The sequence below is a fragment of the Roseibium sp. RKSG952 genome (assembly GCF_009711355.1).
Genome location: NZ_SMMF01000909.1, coordinates 1 through 15,575, shown reverse-complemented (window position 1 = coordinate 15,575; position 15,575 = coordinate 1). Strand labels below are relative to the sequence as shown.

The 15,575-nt window shown below is 56.7% G+C and carries 17 protein-coding genes; 8 read left to right on the top strand and 9 right to left on the bottom strand.

Annotated elements, in window-relative coordinates; genetic code table 11:
* Window positions 1-393: 393 nt before the first annotated feature.
* Window positions 394-1,095 (top strand): helix-turn-helix domain-containing protein, encoded by a 702-nt coding sequence (locus E1297_RS50340; protein WP_155140876.1) that lies wholly within the window; start codon window positions 394-396, stop codon window positions 1,093-1,095.
* A gap of 129 nt (window positions 1,096-1,224) precedes the next feature.
* Here E1297_RS50340 and E1297_RS18360 read toward each other — a convergent pair whose 3' ends face one another.
* The 3 genes from E1297_RS18360 to E1297_RS18350 all read right to left on the bottom strand — a co-directional run bounded on the left by E1297_RS18360 (window position 1,225) and on the right by E1297_RS18350 (window position 3,721).
* Window positions 1,225-1,794 carry a TIGR00730 family Rossman fold protein gene (locus tag E1297_RS18360; RefSeq protein WP_155140874.1) on the bottom strand — a complete coding sequence of 190 codons (570 nt, stop codon included), beginning with the start codon at window positions 1,792-1,794 and terminating at the stop codon, window positions 1,225-1,227.
* 698 nt (window positions 1,795-2,492) lie between these two features.
* Entirely contained in the window at window positions 2,493-3,155 is a 663-nt protein-coding gene (locus E1297_RS18355) for a haloacid dehalogenase type II (protein ID WP_155140872.1), read from the bottom strand.
* Between the two features lie 122 nt (window positions 3,156-3,277).
* The gene (locus tag E1297_RS18350; RefSeq protein ID WP_209015843.1) at window positions 3,278-3,721 is read right to left on the bottom strand and encodes a VOC family protein; all 444 of its coding nucleotides are present in this window, start codon (window positions 3,719-3,721) and stop codon (window positions 3,278-3,280) included.
* Between the two features lie 310 nt (window positions 3,722-4,031).
* Here E1297_RS18350 and E1297_RS18345 point away from each other — a divergent pair, with 310 nt between their 5' ends.
* A complete protein-coding gene (locus E1297_RS18345; RefSeq protein WP_155140870.1) occupies window positions 4,032-4,889 on the top strand; it encodes a branched-chain amino acid aminotransferase in 858 nt (285 codons plus the stop codon).
* An 18-nt stretch (window positions 4,890-4,907) separates the two neighbouring features.
* Here the strand turns inward: E1297_RS18345 and E1297_RS18340 are convergent, their stop codons facing one another.
* Together E1297_RS18340 and E1297_RS18335 are read right to left on the bottom strand one after the other, a co-directional pair.
* Complete coding sequence (locus E1297_RS18340) at window positions 4,908-6,083, bottom strand: YbfB/YjiJ family MFS transporter (protein WP_209015842.1); 1,176 nt, start codon at window positions 6,081-6,083, stop codon at window positions 4,908-4,910.
* 126 nt (window positions 6,084-6,209) lie between these two features.
* On the bottom strand, window positions 6,210-6,545 hold the full coding sequence (locus tag E1297_RS18335) for a hypothetical protein (RefSeq protein ID WP_155140868.1): 336 nt from the start codon (window positions 6,543-6,545) through the stop codon (window positions 6,210-6,212).
* Window positions 6,546-6,937: 392 nt separating this feature from the next.
* Here E1297_RS18335 and E1297_RS18330 point away from each other — a divergent pair, with 392 nt between their 5' ends.
* The 5 genes from E1297_RS18330 to E1297_RS18310 all read left to right on the top strand — a co-directional run bounded on the left by E1297_RS18330 (window position 6,938) and on the right by E1297_RS18310 (window position 11,749).
* Window positions 6,938-8,218, top strand: coding sequence for an NRAMP family divalent metal transporter (locus E1297_RS18330; RefSeq protein ID WP_155140866.1), 1,281 nt, complete (start codon window positions 6,938-6,940; stop codon window positions 8,216-8,218).
* Window positions 8,219-8,516: 298 nt separating this feature from the next.
* Entirely contained in the window at window positions 8,517-9,116 is a 600-nt protein-coding gene (locus E1297_RS18325; protein ID WP_155140864.1) for a superoxide dismutase, read from the top strand.
* A 180-nt stretch (window positions 9,117-9,296) separates the two neighbouring features.
* Window positions 9,297-9,752, top strand: coding sequence for a cytochrome c (locus E1297_RS18320; RefSeq protein ID WP_155140862.1), 456 nt, complete (start codon window positions 9,297-9,299; stop codon window positions 9,750-9,752).
* A 502-nt stretch (window positions 9,753-10,254) separates the two neighbouring features.
* Window positions 10,255-10,719 carry a cytochrome c gene (locus E1297_RS18315; protein WP_155140860.1) on the top strand — a complete coding sequence of 155 codons (465 nt, stop codon included), beginning with the start codon at window positions 10,255-10,257 and terminating at the stop codon, window positions 10,717-10,719.
* A 178-nt stretch (window positions 10,720-10,897) separates the two neighbouring features.
* Window positions 10,898-11,749: a cytochrome c gene (locus E1297_RS18310; RefSeq protein WP_155140940.1), complete on the top strand. Its 852-nt coding sequence runs from the start codon at window positions 10,898-10,900 to the stop codon at window positions 11,747-11,749.
* Window positions 11,750-11,919: 170 nt separating this feature from the next.
* Here E1297_RS18310 and E1297_RS18305 read toward each other — a convergent pair whose 3' ends face one another.
* Both E1297_RS18305 and E1297_RS18300 read right to left on the bottom strand, forming a co-directional pair.
* Window positions 11,920-12,180 (bottom strand): DUF2798 domain-containing protein, encoded by a 261-nt coding sequence (locus tag E1297_RS18305; RefSeq protein WP_155140858.1) that lies wholly within the window; start codon window positions 12,178-12,180, stop codon window positions 11,920-11,922.
* Window positions 12,177-12,494: a putative quinol monooxygenase gene (locus E1297_RS18300; RefSeq protein ID WP_209015841.1), complete on the bottom strand. Its 318-nt coding sequence runs from the start codon at window positions 12,492-12,494 to the stop codon at window positions 12,177-12,179. Before E1297_RS18300 ends, E1297_RS18305 begins: the two co-directional genes overlap by 4 nt.
* Before the next feature lie 99 nt (window positions 12,495-12,593).
* On the opposite strand from E1297_RS18300, the gene E1297_RS18295 reads away from it, so the two are divergent.
* Window positions 12,594-13,508 carry a LysR family transcriptional regulator gene (locus tag E1297_RS18295; protein ID WP_155140856.1) on the top strand — a complete coding sequence of 305 codons (915 nt, stop codon included), beginning with the start codon at window positions 12,594-12,596 and terminating at the stop codon, window positions 13,506-13,508.
* Here E1297_RS18295 and E1297_RS18290 read toward each other — a convergent pair.
* A complete protein-coding gene (locus E1297_RS18290) occupies window positions 13,505-13,849 on the bottom strand; it encodes a hypothetical protein (protein WP_155140853.1) in 345 nt (114 codons plus the stop codon). The genes E1297_RS18295 and E1297_RS18290 overlap by 4 nt on opposite strands.
* A gap of 232 nt (window positions 13,850-14,081) precedes the next feature.
* Window positions 14,082-15,062 carry a hypothetical protein gene (locus E1297_RS18285; protein WP_155140851.1) on the bottom strand — a complete coding sequence of 327 codons (981 nt, stop codon included), beginning with the start codon at window positions 15,060-15,062 and terminating at the stop codon, window positions 14,082-14,084.
* Window positions 15,063-15,575 lie beyond the last annotated feature (513 nt).

Here is a 15,575-nt window from a genome sequence, read left to right as displayed (position 1 = left end):
ATGGTCGTTTGCGCAATGATGTCACTCATCCGCATCGCGAATTTGCAGCGTGACGCGACAGGTTCTGAAAAATCGATTTTTAATCGGAAACTTTATGTGAGGGACATTAATATTACCTATACGTAAATACAAAAGTATAATATTAAATTTAGGATCACGGTATTTTCCCTATTGGTATACTCTCCATTTATATTGTAACTTATGCAAACTGCCTCTTGGGAATTTTTCGGTTCTTAGAGTGTAGCTGACGTGCGGAACGCTACGTCAAAATATGGGGGGAGTAAAAAACAGAGTAAAAACTCCCATCGGCAATGCGGTATTAAAAATACGCAAAAATGCGAGAGCCGCAAAGCAAAGAAACAGTCCCTGATTGTATAATATTGGATGTGCACAATGCTTGATCAAACTGAACTGAAGAACAAATTGCGAGCCATCTCCGAGGCGAATGCCGCGCATCATGTGCTCGATATTCTGGAATCAAGCCTGAGGCGTATGGGTGCCACTCATATCTTGGTGACCGGACTTCCCATGCCCAATCGGCCAATAGACAGTCTCGTCCACCGGTTCCGTTGGCCCGACCAGCGCAATGACGGGATCGAAAGCACATCGCTGTCTGCAAATGACACGGCCTTGATGCTTGGACTTGCATCGAATCGCGCGACCGTCTGGACGATCAGCGCGGGGGATATGGAACATTCCGATCTTCTTGCTGCTGCCGGCGAGGGAAACAAGATCATTGTCATTCCGGTGACTGAGCTTTATCCGTTCCAGGCCTTTATCTTTGCAAGCGGTCCCTCGCTCCAGGCGACGAAGTGGGAACTTGCAAGCCTTGAAGTTCTGGGAGCAGCTGCCTTTTCGCGGCTCCGCGACCTTGGTGTCGTGTCCGGTCAGCGTCCGGGAGCCCTGTCGACCCGCGAGCGCAAGGTTCTGGAGTTGACGGCTTTCGGGAAGACTGCCGGGGAAATCGCCGATCTGCTCGAAATCTCGCAACGCACCGTTCATGCGCATCTTCAAAATGCCAGTGTAAAGCTGAATGCATCCAACAAGACGCACACAGTGGTCGAGGCCCTGCGTTACGGCCAGATTTCCGTCTAAACGGGCGTTCATCAGCTTCTTGTCTGAAGTCAATTTGCGCCGGCGGTACCGCCGGCGTTCGTTTTAGTGGTAGTTAGTTGGTCAGTCAGAATTGAGGGTGCGGTGGAGCGATAACTGTTGGGGCAACGATCAGGCCAGTGCGGCAGTCAAGGGCGCATCATTTGAAACGCCGAAAATTCGCAGCATGGTTTCCGTATTCGGGGCAACCTGGACCATGTCGCGCAACTCGGGCCTCATGAAGCCTTCACGCATCTGATGATCGAGAAAGCCCAAGAGATCGTTGTAGAACCCGAGGACATTGACAAATCCGCAGGGCTTTTCATGGACGCCAATCTGGTTCCATGTCCACACTTCGAAAATCTCTTCCAGAGTTCCCGCACCTCCGGGAAGCGCGATGAAGCCGTCGGAAAACTCGGCCATCAGGGCTTTGCGCTCGTGCATCGTGTCTACCACATGCAGTTCACTCAGACCCGGCAACGAGGGTTCGGCGTCCTGAAGCGATCTGGGTTGCACTCCAATGACTTTCCCACCGGCTGCAAGTGCGCCGCCTGCGACTTCTCCCATCAGACCGACACTGGCTCCGCCATAAACAAGGGTTAGCCCGGCACGGGCGATCGCCGCGCCCGCTTCGCGGGCGAAGGTGCCGTATTTGATCACTGCTTTCGGGCTTGAACCGCAGAACACGCAAACCGACTTCATGCCATCCTCCTGATACAGTGCCGGTTGCCTGAAGGGGCCCTGGCAATGAAGCGGCGACCGCTGCCGTGATTGTCGGCCGTGGGCTGGCTCCGCTGAAACGATTTCTAAATGCAATCAACATGAGACATCTCGCAAACAATACTCTTGTAAGTAACATTTGCGTTTTAGTGGTTTGATGCTTTTCGTAATATGATTATACGAAATGACCTTACGTCAATATGTGTCGTTTATCACGTTAATGCTATTTCAGGTTTTCAAGGGGCGCAAAGGAACCACGCGTCTCCGAATCAAGAAATGATATTTGGCTGATAAATCAAGTTGTTCAGCCGTGTGATCATTCGGGTTGCTTCTGAGGGGCACCTTCAGGTTCACCGGCGCCAGCTTCTGAGGCCGTTCAACCCGTTGGCTTCTGTTCCGAAAAGGAACGGTATCAATAAAAATAATTATTGGCAGTTTCGGATGGGGGGCACATGCTGGCGAGGGCGTCTCGCGGCACGGTTTCGCCGAGCCGGTGACCGATAAATCGGAAACGGGCCACAGCTTGCCGTTCCCGGGGACTTGCAAGCCGCTGGCCCGGCCCTTGAAGCATTTTCAGGGCAATGCCTCGCAGGGATTTCCAAGGTTCTGCTGCCCGAACCGTCGGGATGCGGGGCCGGACAACTGGGTATGTGCACAGTCAGGGAGAACTCGATCTGCAATCAACCAAGCCCGGGCAGGCCGGTCAGGTCTTTGAGGACAGCGGCCGGGGCAAGGTCCGGATATTCATCGGGCATCCCGGCGCGGTTCATCCACACGGTCCGGAAGCCGAAAGCGGTGGCACCTGCAATGTCCCAGCGATTGGATGACTGGAAGGACACCGCATCCGGGTAGATCCGGAAATGTGTGGTGACCATGTCATAGACCTTCGGGTCGGTCTTGAAGGTCTTTAGCATGTCGACCGAGAAGATCTCGTCAAACAGATCCGACAGGCCCGCGGCTTCGGCCGCGGCCTCCAGCATGGTCGGTGATCCGTTTGAAAGGATGGCAAGGCGCGCGCCGTTTTGCTTGAGGCGGGTCAGGACTTCCGGAACCTCCTGGTAACAGTCAAGCGTCCAGTAAGCGTTGAGAAGATCCGATTTGAGCGACTTGTCAGCGCTGGGAACGAGTGCAAAGGCCGTATCAAGCGATTCCTGCGTCAAGTCCCAGAAATCCCGGTAGCGGCCCATCAGCGCGCGTACCCAGGAATACTCAAGTTGCTTCTGGCGCCAGACGTCAGACAGTCTCTGCGCGTCCGGTCCGACCTTGTCCGCGTATTTGCGCACCGCTGCATGAACATCGAACAATGTTCCATAAGCATCAAAAACATAAGCGGTGTGCCGCATCCAGTTCCTCCACAATTGATTATTATTGGTATGACGGCAGAAAACAGCCTTGGCCCTTCAGCGTCAAGACATTGCACTGCACAATCGCTACCCTTGCAACAGTTTGTGCGGGCTGACTGGTCTCAGGCTGTTTCCGGGGCGCTCAGGGAGATGTTGCCCTCCTTGTCGATCGGCCAGAACGGATTGTAGGCAATTTCCAGAAGATGCCCGCCGGGAATTTCCACGTAAGAGGAATAGCCGCCCCAAAACGCTTTTTCAGGGCGCTTGACGACGACGGCCCCCGCATCGACCGCTCGTTGAAAAGTGAACTGGACCTCTTCCTCGCTGCGCGCGTTCCAGGCAAGGGTGACGGAGCCGAGTGCCTGTGCGGGAACGGGTCTGCCAAGTTCCCGGGCGAGCGCGTCCCGTTTGTAAAGCGCAAGAATGCTGCCACCGGCCTGATAAAACACGATGTCTTCTCCGGGGAGCTCTCCGGGCTCCCAGCCTAGTCCGGCCTCCAGAAAGTGCCGGGTGGCGGGCAGATCGTCGACCGCAAGGGTCACCATGGACAGGCGCTGTTCCATCATTTGCTCTCCTGGCAAAACATAGTGGAGCGCTGAACATATCGCGAACATTTCCGGTTGAAAAGACCGGTTGCATCCGATGCGATCTTGCACCGTCTTTCAAGCATGCCGGAAAAAAGCTTGTTTCCGTCTGCCCGGACATTGGGAAAATAATCACCTCGCGGAAGGCGGAAAGCAGTGAATTGCATGCAGTTTTTGCGCGAAACCTGACAGATTATTGACCATAAGGCCGGATAGGCGTTTGGTGACGCAGTATCTCACGGCCAGACAAAAAATCAGCCGCCAGCAGGCGGTTCAAACGGGATGAAACGCAATGGGCGAGTTGAGCGAAACCTGGACATGGATCGACGGGGCGTGGCATGCGGGGAATCCGCCGCTGATGGGGCCGCGTACCCATGCGGCGTGGCTCGGGTCAAGCGTTTTCGATGGCGCCCGGGTCTTTGAAGGGGTCGCTCCGGATCTGCTGCTTCATTGCCAGCGGACGAATGATTCAGCCGGTGCGCTCGGGCTGATGCCGACCATGCAGGCACAGGAGATGGCCGAACTGTCCTGGGAAGGTGCGGCGAAATTCTCATCTGACAAGCAGATTTACGTGAAGCCGATGTACTGGTCGGAAGGCGATGGTCCGGGGGTGATCACGCCGGACCCGGCCACAACCCGCTTCTGCCTGTGCCTGTTCGATGCTCCGATGGCGCCGAAAGATGCTGCATCAGCCATCACACTGTCGCCATTCCGCCGCCCGACCATGGAATGCATGCCGGTCAACGCCAAGGCGGGGTGCCTTTATCCCAACAACGCGCGGGCCATGATGGAAGCCAGGGGGCGCGGCTTTGACAATGCGGTCGTGCTGGACCTGCTTGGCAATGTCGCGGAACTCACATCGGCCAACCTGTTCATGGCGAAGAACGGCGATGTGCATACGCCGGCGCCGAATGGCACATTCCTGAACGGGATTACCCGCCAGCGGGTGATCAAGCTTCTGCGCGATGCCGGGACACCGGTCTATGAGCGCACCATGGCCTATCAGGAATTCCTAGACGCGGACGAGATCTTTTCGACCGGCAACTACAACAAGGTTTCCGCAGTCAAGCGCATCGAAGACCGGGATCTCCAGCCCGGACCGGTCACGGCAAAGGCGCGCGATTTGTACTGGGACTTTGCGTATGCGTGAGAGTTGCAGGGGTCTTGTTCAATCTTGCGGATCTGACCGGAAAACCAGGGCGGCTGCGGCCAAAAGTGCGGCGGCTGCGATCAGTGAGGCGAATGTGTAGGAACCCGACGCTTGGCGCAAGGCGCCGGCAACAGAGGGGCCTGCCATTTGTCCCAACCCGAAGCTCGCGGTCATCAGCGCCAGCATGCGAGTCGGATCATTTTCCGTAATCAGCCGGACCCGGGTCAGACCGAGCGCGGTCAATCCCATGAAGGTCCCGCCAAGGAGGGCGGCCCCGATTGCAATGGCGGCGGGACCGAGGCCGGAAACAGTCAGCGCGACGCCTAAGGCTTCCAGCAGGCAGGCGACGGAAAAGGCCGCGGCTGATCCGCAAGCTTCCGTGACCCGGTTCCACAAGAATATCGATGGTGCAGCGGCAAGACCAACGATCAGCCAGACAAGTTGTCCGGTACCGGACATATGCGGGTTATCTGCGGCAATCACCGAAATAAAGGTTGCCGTAATCACATAGCCGAAACCGAACAATCCGTAGGCGATGACCAGCCGGATCAGGGCAGGGGACCAGGCGAGGTGCGGGGCGGGTTCGTTTGAGGCGTGCGGGGTCGTCTTTGGGGAACGGACGCCGGGAACGCATAACCAGGCAAGGCCCATCAGGACAAGGCTTGCCGCCCCGCTTGCAAACCAGAGCTGTTGCCAGGAGGCGGACTGCGAATGGAGCGTGCCAATTAGAGTTGCGGAAAAGGCAATCCCGGTCCCGACACCGGCAAAGTGCAAGGCCGACAGTCTAGGGCGGCCGATCTGTTGCAGCCGATCCAGCACAAGGGCGGAGGAAAATACCAGTACCAGCGCACTGGCGGCACCACCTGCGAAACGCAGGACCACGAATGCGGCAACACTGCCGAACAGGCCGATGGCTGCGGTGGTCAACGTGCTGAGCGCCAGGCCGGTCAGGAACCAGAGACGCGGAGCGCCTTTCAGCCAACCGGTCGCGCCAGCAAGTGCGCCAACGAGGTAGCCAAGAAAATTGGCAGAAGCGATCGCGCCTGCTGCCGCCGGTGACAGGGGAACGCCGGAGATCATGTCGGGCAAAATCGGAGTATATACAAAACGACCGATGCCCATGGCAGAGGCCAACGCAAGAAAGCCACCGAGCGCCAGAACAATAGGGTGATGATTGGGAGGCTGTTCGGACAAGCGAAACACACCGGTTGGCAGAGGCCTGATCCTAAGGTGAACCGGTGCCGGACGGCAAGTGACCGGTTGCAAACGGAAAAATCCCGCAGTGAAGACACTGCGGGTTTTTCAAAAATTCTGGGTCAATCAGTTGGCGGTTCGGGCCGGTTGAAGGACGGGCGCCTTAAGCTGGGCGCGGGCCGGTTTCGCCTGCCGCAAGCTTGCCTTTTTCATGGCCTGGACCTTGTAAGCGGGGATAGTCGAAATGGCCGCCGAATGGGTCTGATCGCACAGATTGAGGCTTTCTTCGTAACAGTTGTTCGGGTAGCCGGTGGTGTGCTCGTTACAATAATTGATAAAATTGTTGTAGCACTCGCCAAGGCTGGAGCCGGTGCTCGGTCCTGCAAATGCGCTGACGGATGCTGCTGCAGAGAGCAGGCCGGCAGAGGTGATCGACAAGGCAAGTGTTTTCAAAGAAGTCATTCTCAAAGTCTCCCATTCGGTTGCTGTGGTTCATCCTTCCACGCACAAAGGGATAAACGAGAAGTCAGATTGAAAACGTGTTTCAGATCACAGGTTGTATTTTCGATGGGAAAATAACACGCTTTTGCCGGCTTGCGCAGCGTTCGGAACTGTTGCGTCCCGAGAAGTTTGCGTGTGCAGTAGTTAAGAATTGTTCTAAACTTGAGATTTATTATCAGGTTTTCATGTGCTGCAATGCAGTTCCGTGTTAAGAGGTATGAGTTTCCAAGTTGCGTTCTTTCCCGGCATCGGCATTGTTACCTGATGCCAACAGCTTCAGGTGATGCACCTGTCATCTGATCTCCTGAATCCGAAGCCAGTCGGCTTGAGGACGATCCCCCGGAGTGCGTGTGATGGATAGCAGTCCCCATGAGCCTGGGCAAAGCAAGCCGGCGTTTATGTCCAGGCGCAGCCGCCTGTCCATCTGGTTGGCGGTCATGGGACCCGGCCTTGTCGTCATGCTGGCCGACACCGATGCAGGCAGTCTCATTACAGCCGCCCAGAGTGGTGCCCAATGGGGGTACCAGTTGCTGCTCGCGCAATTCATCCTGATCCCGATCCTGATCATGGCACAGGAGCTGACCGTCCGGCTCGGAATTGTTACCCAGCGCGGGCATGGCGAGCTTATTCGCCAGCGTTTCGGAAAGCTTTGGGCGGCAATCGCGGTCGTGACCCTTGTGATCGCCTGTGCCGGTGCCATCGTGAGCGAGATGTCGGGGATTGCGGGCGTCGGGCACATCTGGGGCATTCCAAGCAGCGTCAGCGTTGCAGCGGTGGTGATCTTTCTGGGCGCTGTCGTGGTGACGGGCAGCTACCGGCGGGTCGAGCTGATCGCGTTGTCCATCGGCCTGTTCGAGCTTGTGTTTCTCATCGTCATGGTATGGGCAAAACCGGATGTCCGGGACGTTGCCCAGGGACTGGTCAAGGTCCCGCTTGGCAATCCGGAATATCTTTATTTGCTGGCAGCCAACATTGGCGCGGTGATCATGCCCTGGATGATTTTCTATCAGCAGTCCGCCGTGGTCGACAAGGGATTGACGGTCAAGCATCTCAAGCACAGCCGTTGGGATACGGTGATCGGTGCTATCATCACGCAGGTTGTCATGGCCTCCGTCCTGATCGCGGTGGCGGCGACCATCGGCAAGTCCGATCCCGGCGAGCAACTGGAAACGGTCGAACAGATCTCTCACGCCCTGACACCGTTCCTTGGCGAGTTTGTCGGGCAGGTGCTGTTTTCACTCGGCATGGTCGGGGCGGCACTGGTCGCGGCGATCGTGGTTTCCTGTACAGCCGCATGGGGACTGGGCGAGCTGACCGGCTACAAGCGCTCGCTGTCCAGCAGCCCGCGCGAAGCGCCATGGTTCTATCTGGTTTACGCAGCCGTCCTGGTGGTTGGGGCAGTGATCACCCTGTCCGGGGTCAATCTGATTGACCTGAATGTGGGGGTTCAGGTGATGAACGCGCTGCTGCTTCCGATTGTGCTCGGTTTCCTCTTCGCACTCAGTATCAAGACCCTGCCGGAAGAATACCGGCTGAAGGGCATATGGATGTGGGCGGTCGGGGTTGTCGTGGTGCTGACCGCCGGTTTCGGCGTTTATGCCGGGGTTTTCGGCGCTTTCGGAATAGGGACCTGATGCCTTGCCGGGATCAGGATACGATTTGCCCGAACATGCGCAGTTGTTGGCGTGGCGCGCTATTTCCCGCCTTTGCCCTGTCAGCCGGTTGGGCATTGATTTGCCAAGGCTTTCCGCATTTTTGGGCGCTGTTTCAGGACATATGAAAAAGTCCTTATAAATTTTTTCGTTTTCGGGTCCGAAGTCATTGCCCAACCGGGACTTGGTGCCTAAATTGCCGCACGACGCAGGGTGTAATTGCTTGAATCGTTCAAAATAAACCACTCTGCCGGTCTGTAGACCCTTAAGGAGTTTTACCATGTCCTTCGAATTGCCCGAACTTCCCTATGCTTATGATGCCCTGGCACCGTACATGTCCGCCGAAACGCTCGAGTTTCACCACGACAAGCACCATCAGGCCTATGTGACCAAGGGCAACGAACTGCTTGCAGGCAGCGGTCTGGAAGGCAAGTCTCTGGAAGAGATCGTCAAGGAAAGCTACGGCACCAATCAGGCGCTGTTCAACAATGCCGGCCAGCACTACAACCACATCCATTTCTGGAAGTGGATGAAGAAGGACGGCGGCGGTTCGTCCCTGCCGGGTGTGCTTGCCTCCAGGATCGACAGTGACCTGGGCGGGTTCGACAAGTTCCGCGCCGATTTCATTGCCGCCGGTATCGGCCAGTTCGGTTCGGGCTGGGCCTGGCTTGCACTGAAGGACGGCAAACTGGAAATCATGAAGACCCCGAACGGCGAGAACCCGCTGGTTCACGGTGCCACCCCGATCCTCGGCTGTGACGTTTGGGAGCATTCCTACTACATCGACTATCGCAATGCGCGTCCGAAGTATCTGGAAGCCTTTGTCGACAACATGATCAACTGGGATTATGTGCTGGAGCTATTCGAAGCTGCCTCCTGATCTTGTTGCATCCGAATGAAAATACGGGACCCCGGTTCATTTGAGCCGGGGTTTTGTTTGTCAGAATTGTTTCGTCACTAACGGATACGAAATAACATTGTTTTTTCGAAATTGGACCTGACTTAACCCGCAATTCCGTTCGATCAGCGCCACTCCGCAGCGAGATGAGGAGATGAACGGATGTGGATACGCAAAGTGGCTTGCAGCTTGGCAATCGGACTGGGCATTGCCGGACCGGCAAACGCCCTTGATGATCCCGTCGAAACACGTCAGGAAGCGATGCAATCGGCGTTTGCAGCTGCCGGGTTGGGCAATGCTATCGTGTCCGGGGACATCGAGTACAGTGCTGAAGACGGCAAGATGGTGCTTCGGGATCTAGTCAATGCAGCCCGTGCTGTCGGGGAGCTGTTCCCTGAGGGGTCTCATTGTGGCGACACTGGCGCATCTGCGGACATCTGGAAGAATCGGGACGATTTTGACACCAAGCTTGCCGACTTTGTTGCTGCGGCCGAACAGGGATGCAAGGCCTCCGGTGAAACGGGGCCGCTGGATCTCGAAGCCTTCAAGGCGGCCTATGAGCCGGTCCTGTCAACCTGCCGACCCTGCCACGAAAAATACCGGTTGGAGCGCCCTTGAAGCCATAGCCTGTGGCGCCGGGGATCGCGGTTGCGGGTTGGAGCGTGTTCCGGTCACTTGGATTTTTTTGAACGCGGCGCATTTGGTGTCTGGCGAGGCGGTTTGGGAGCAGTGGAGTTGAACCAAAAGTGCAGACCGTCGGCACCAGAGGCCAAAAGCGCCCGCCAGGATGAGCCGGCATGCTCAGGGACGCGGGTCTTCGGCGATAAAAACAGCAATTCGGTGGCGTTTTACCGTTCATGCGGTCAACCAGGTCACGTTTCGCGAACGCGCTCAACCGGTTGAACCGTTTTTTACCAAAAGATGGTGTGAAATGGCCGGGGCACGCTCTGGCGTTGGCGATTCATGTCTGTCCTCCGCTTGGCTCTTTTTGACATTGTTCGCAAAGCGCGTCTTGTGCCTTTCACGCGCGCATGATTTCCTAAGTCCGGCAATTTGAGCCTGAATTGGCAATCAATTGTATGCCATTGGGAGATGGCGGTTCAGGAGAGGAGACGGACGCATGCGGAAAATGCCATTGGTTCTTGGTGCCGGTCTGGCGCTTTCGGTGACACTGGCCGGCTATGCGGCAACGGCTGCCGATGATCCGATCAAGACACGTCAGGCAATCATGAGCTCGGTCGGTGCGGCGGCAGGTCTTGGGGGCGGCATGATGAAGGGGAATGTCGATTACAGTCCGGCTGCGGCCAAGGCGGCGATTGCGGCAATGTATGCAGCCTCCCTGTCTTTCGGCAGCTTCTTTCCGGAAGGGTCGGAGACTGGTGAAAACACCGAGGCGGCGCCAGCGATCTGGTCGGACCCAGAGGGCTTTCAAAGCCAGATCGTCAAGTTTCAGGGCGCGGCTGCCGAAGCCATGAATGCATCTGGCCGCAACGGGCCGGACGGTGTTCAAGCCTTCAAGGCGGCCTTTGCGCCGGTGTTGAGCACTTGCAAGTCCTGCCATGAAGGATACCGGACCAAGAAATAGACTGCCGGATCAAGTGGGGCCACAACCTGCCCCCCCGGGTAAGCGAATGATTGGTCAAGCAGCCTTGCGCCGTTCGATGGTCTGAACGGTCGGTGCCGGGCCCTGCAGGGAGCGAGACTTGAAAACGGCATTTTACGGTCTTTTGGCGATTGTAATCGTCTTCGCCGGTGCGCTTTACATGTTTACCGCAGGGGCAAAGGTGCCCGAGGTGGATATTGCCGAACTGGCCCCCGGCAACGTCGAGGCCGGTGAGCACTGGTTTTGGGCGGGTGGCTGCGCTTCCTGTCATGCTGACAAGGATGCCAAGGGAGATGACAAGCTCAAGCTTGGCGGCGGATTGAAGCTGGAATCGCCCTTCGGCACTTTTGTTGCCCCGAATATCTCGCAGTCGGATGACGGGATCGGCGGATGGTCCCTGAACGACTTTGCCAGCGCGATGGTGCATGGCACGGCGCCCGGCGGCGGAAACTACTATCCTTCGTTTCCATATACCTCCTACACACGCATGAAGCTGCAGGATGTCGCGGATCTGTTTGCCTTCATGAAGACCCTGCCGGAGGTCTCGGGCAATTCGGAGCCGCATGATCTTGCCTTTCCCTTCAATATCCGGCGGGGAGTGGGGGTGTGGAAGGTCCTGTTCATGGACGCAAATCCCGTGATCGCCGGACCGGTCGGGCTGGATGTGGACACGGCCCTTTGGCATCGCGGGCGCTATCTTGTTGAAGGGGCCGGGCATTGCGGTGAATGCCATACGCCGCGGAATTTCCTCGGTGCGCCGCTTTTGTGGCAATGGCTCGCAGGCGCCCCTTCCTTCGAAGGCGGCGGCAAGGTGCCCGATATCACGCCTGCGGGACTTGAGGGCTGGTCGGTTCAGGACATTGCCTACTATTTCGAGACCGGATTCACCCCGGATTATGACTCCGTTGGCGGGTCGATGGTCGCGGTCCAAGAGAATCTGGCAAAACTGGCGCCTGAGGATCGGGAGGCCATTGCAGTCTACCTGAAGGCGATCCCCTCGGTTCCGGAATGAGGTCGCGCGATCCGTCCGGACCGGGGCCAGCCTTGGGGCTACCCTCGATCAGGCCGGGTCATTGCCAAATGGAATCCGAAACCCGTGTTTTCCGGGGTCCGGCAAGCCCTCGTGTGATCAAGGGTCGAAGACCCCGGAAGGCAAGCGATTTTTGCGGCTCTCCAGTTCCTCTATAGTCCGTCAGTGCGTGCTTGTGGTGCGCGCGCAAGGCTCTCTGCAATTCCCATCGACAGCCGTTTGACCACGGGCATCAGCAGGCAGGACGTCAGGGCTGCAGCGGGCCACGCAAGTACAAAAGTGTCCAGCCAGCGGGCGGTAAAGCCGGGAGTGAAGCCGGTATGGATCCAGGAAATCCAGAGCGACATTACAAATGACATTCCAAGGGACATCAAAGCTGTTGATGTGATCGCGAGGACGAGGGTTTGTTTCATGAAAGCCTCCCGTCCGGGGCTGCTGTAACAATCCTCTGGAGCCGCTCTACCCTCGCGACGCGGGTGAGGTTTTGCGCCTTGTATCGGATTGTGTGGGGCAGGGTGAAGTGGTTGGCCAGGGCGGCCTCGCCTGTCCATTCTTCCCAAAGGACAAATCGGTTCGGGTCTTCCAGGTCTTCGCGCACTTCGAACAGCAAACAGCCGGGTTCGGACTGGGTGGTGATTTGGGCGAGGTCTTGTAGTTTACGCATGGTGTCGGTCCTGTCTGCGCCTGCTTCCAATTCAAGGCTGGCGTATATCCATAGGTTATTCATGACCCGTTTCCTGTGTTGTGTTGCAGGACACAGCTGTAATAGTTTCGTTTTTGTGCTAAAAGATCAATTATCGCAGATTTAAATTTCAAAAATGAAATCATGTATGACGACACCGCTCTCTTTGTTCATATCGTGCGCCAACAGGGACTGGCTGCGGCAGCGGCACAGCTGAAGCTTGCCGCGCCGACCGTGACCCGGCGCTTGCGCCGCCTTGAAGAAGCGCTCGGCTGCCGGCTTATCCATCGATCTGCCCGAACATTCCAGCTCACCAATGAGGGCGAAAGCTATTATGCCGCCTTCGCAGAGCTGGTTGATCAGTTCGATAGTGCCTCCCGGCAAATGAGCCGGGACCGGTCCCAGATGAGCGGCAAGCTGGTGGTGTCGGCCCCGACCAACATATCGGTCGGGATCCTGCAGCCCATGTGGTCGGCGTTTGTGGTGCAGTACCCGGACGTCCGTCTGGACCTCCGGCTCAGCACTGATCTGGAGGACATGGAAAGGTTGCAGATCGACATGGCGTTGAGAATTGGCCCGCAGCCGGATTCGCAATTGTCCCAAAAGCGTCTCGGTCACATCGCAACGGTGGTTGTGGCCGCACCGTCCTATCTGGAAGCTGCGGGCAATCCAGCGGTGCCAGAGGAACTTTACAATCACCGGATCATCAGCGTGCGCCCTTTACCGATCTGGCGGCTGGAGAAAGATGAGGAAGCGGCCACGTTCCGGCCGGAGTCGTTCCTCTCGGTGGATGATATCGCCCTTGCCAGCCAGTTCGCGGCGGATGGCCTTGGGCTGGCCTTGTTGCCGGTCAGCGAGATTGTGCGGGATCTGGAGAGCGGGCGTCTGGTGCGGGTCTTGCCCCGCTGGCAGGGGCCCCGGCGCGAGATCTATGCAATCTGGCCCAGTGGCAGGCTGTTGAGTGCGCGTGCGTCAGCCTTGCGTGATTTCATGCAACATCATATCGCCGGTTTGCCCGTGTTAAGGGGAGCTGTGCCCGAGAGCGGGGAGCTGTGCTAAAGCCAGCTGTGGCGGGCGGAGTCGTAAGGCCGGCAGCCGATATAGCCGGGCCGGGTGATATATTGCCGCATGACCGCCAGAAAGGCCTGACATTCCTGCTGGGTTTTGAAACAGCCAGCCTGGGAGACGCTCCAGCTGTCGCTGAACAGCTGCCGCTGCCCGCCCGCGATGCCCTTCCAGCCGGTGCCCTCAAAGCTGCGGCAATCATAGGGAGTGTTGTAGGTGGTCGGCACATTGCGCGAGGCGTTGGGCGTCGGGGCAAACAGAACCGTATCGGCCAGCTGCTCCGCGCTGCCCCCTGCCTGACATCCGGCAAGCAAGGCCGACAGTAGTCCGCACATTGCAATGTTCCTGCCGTTCCTGACGCGCATGCCGGTCCCCCCGGTTTGAGATCATCTATGTGTATTGCATACCGAGCTTACACGCATCCTGCGGACGCCAAAACCGGCATAAGGCAGTTTTCCAGGTGCTGTCGATTGGCGTTTTTTGCGCCGAAGAGAAAAACGAAATACGAAAACCAAGACCCCTTCCCGGTGTGGGCCGGGAAGGGGGGGTGGGCAACACGAGGGGAGATCAGAACAGTTCGATTTCGGGCAGCTTGAAGTCGAACGGGTTGTCGATCCCGCCGCCCATGCTCTCGTAGAGGTCGTACCAGCCGTCATCCTTCAGCTGAAGCATCAGGGCTTCCATGTGGTTGTCGAAGGCGTTGAGAGCCTCCATAGCATCCCCCATGTCACGCTGGAAATTTGTCAACTCTTGTATAATGTCGGCGCTCAGGTCGAAGCTGAAAAAGTCGAGATCCGACCAAAAGCCCTCTATCTCCATCAGGGCTTCGCCTTCCATCACCCGGCCGTCCAGCATCTCGATGGTGTAAGTGACTTCCGCCCCGACCGTGGACATGTAGAGCCCGAGTTCCTGATCCCATTCGATGGCAATTTCCACGGCGAATTCCATTTCGAACGTGTCGATGCCGTAAGACTGTGCCGATCCCTCAAGAGCGGTTTCCATGCCCCATTCATAGGCGCTCAGCCCCTGGGTCATGCTACCGTCATTGTTGAAAATGAAGCGTTCGGCCTGCACGCTCTCGTGAAAAGCGGTGGCCGACTCGACCAGAACTGTTCCCATCCCCTGATGATCGATGGTTCCGCTGACCTCGTATTCCCGGCCGTTCTGCCATTCTATGGCGATATCCTGCCCGTTCAGCTGGGAGTACTGTACTTCGCTGACGCGGGTTTCTGAAAGCCCCTCCAGATAGATGAACGCCTCATCCGATCGCAAGGTGACATCGAAAACGCCGAGATCGTGCTCGAGCTGATGCGGCGTCCCACCCAGTTCCCAGTCGATATAGTCGGGCATGTTTGGAATGAGCTCGAATTCCGGTAAGTCGTCCTTGCCGTCCAGCACGAACGGATCAAGGTTCTGGAACGGCAGATCGAGCGGGTCTGACTGCCCGGGCGGCGCGGCCTCCATGACTGCAAGCGGATTCAAAAGGAATGTCTCGTCTTCCACAAGGGGTGGCGTTTTTTGTTTCTCAAGTCTAGCTAGATCTAGCATAAATATATCATGCAAATTTTTGAATTCAAAATGTGATTTTTCTTGTAAATATTGCAGCATTATTCGCCTCCGATATTCATAACTGAGTACATGATTGATCGTTTCTGCATTTATAAAATGATATAATTGGAAATGAATGGCAATTTAACGTTTTGTAATTTTTTTACATTATTGAAAAAGGTAATGGCAATTTGGTTTGATTGCCAATTCTATGAATTTTTAGGTTATACTTCCGAAGGGTGTGGTTTTTACGGGGGGTGATCCAGATGTAGCTGGGGTTTCGTCTGCGGGGCGCAATCAGGCCTTGCGGAAATATGGCAATGACGTCAGATGCTTGATGGGTAAAATCCACCAGCGTCAAAGCCTTTGTATATTGCCTGCCTTCGCAGCTCTTACCAAGCGCGCGAATTATTACTCGTTTGAGTGGATATGATGTGTTCACGGAAGGCCCTCCCTAACGATCTCCGCATAGAAGGGTTTGCTGCCTAGGTGTGGTTTCCAATCAGGTTGTTC

Coding starts and splice junctions, on each gene's coding strand:
- E1297_RS50340 (WP_155140876.1), top strand. CDS start 394: ATGCTTGATCAAACTGAACTGAAGAACAAATTGCGAGCCATCTCCGAG.
- E1297_RS18360 (WP_155140874.1), bottom strand. CDS start 1,794: ATGAAGTCGGTTTGCGTGTTCTGCGGTTCAAGCCCGAAAGCAGTGATC.
- E1297_RS18355 (WP_155140872.1), bottom strand. CDS start 3,155: ATGCGGCACACCGCTTATGTTTTTGATGCTTATGGAACATTGTTCGAT.
- E1297_RS18350 (WP_209015843.1), bottom strand. CDS start 3,721: ATGATGGAACAGCGCCTGTCCATGGTGACCCTTGCGGTCGACGATCTG.
- E1297_RS18345 (WP_155140870.1), top strand. CDS start 4,032: ATGGGCGAGTTGAGCGAAACCTGGACATGGATCGACGGGGCGTGGCAT.
- E1297_RS18335 (WP_155140868.1), bottom strand. CDS start 6,545: ATGACTTCTTTGAAAACACTTGCCTTGTCGATCACCTCTGCCGGCCTG.
- E1297_RS18330 (WP_155140866.1), top strand. CDS start 6,938: ATGGATAGCAGTCCCCATGAGCCTGGGCAAAGCAAGCCGGCGTTTATG.
- E1297_RS18325 (WP_155140864.1), top strand. CDS start 8,517: ATGTCCTTCGAATTGCCCGAACTTCCCTATGCTTATGATGCCCTGGCA.
- E1297_RS18320 (WP_155140862.1), top strand. CDS start 9,297: ATGTGGATACGCAAAGTGGCTTGCAGCTTGGCAATCGGACTGGGCATT.
- E1297_RS18315 (WP_155140860.1), top strand. CDS start 10,255: ATGCGGAAAATGCCATTGGTTCTTGGTGCCGGTCTGGCGCTTTCGGTG.
- E1297_RS18310 (WP_155140940.1), top strand. CDS start 10,898: ATGTTTACCGCAGGGGCAAAGGTGCCCGAGGTGGATATTGCCGAACTG.
- E1297_RS18305 (WP_155140858.1), bottom strand. CDS start 12,180: ATGAAACAAACCCTCGTCCTCGCGATCACATCAACAGCTTTGATGTCC.
- E1297_RS18300 (WP_209015841.1), bottom strand. CDS start 12,494: ATGAATAACCTATGGATATACGCCAGCCTTGAATTGGAAGCAGGCGCA.
- E1297_RS18295 (WP_155140856.1), top strand. CDS start 12,594: ATGTATGACGACACCGCTCTCTTTGTTCATATCGTGCGCCAACAGGGA.
- E1297_RS18290 (WP_155140853.1), bottom strand. CDS start 13,849: ATGTGCGGACTACTGTCGGCCTTGCTTGCCGGATGTCAGGCAGGGGGC.
- E1297_RS18285 (WP_155140851.1), bottom strand. CDS start 15,062: ATGCTAGATCTAGCTAGACTTGAGAAACAAAAAACGCCACCCCTTGTG.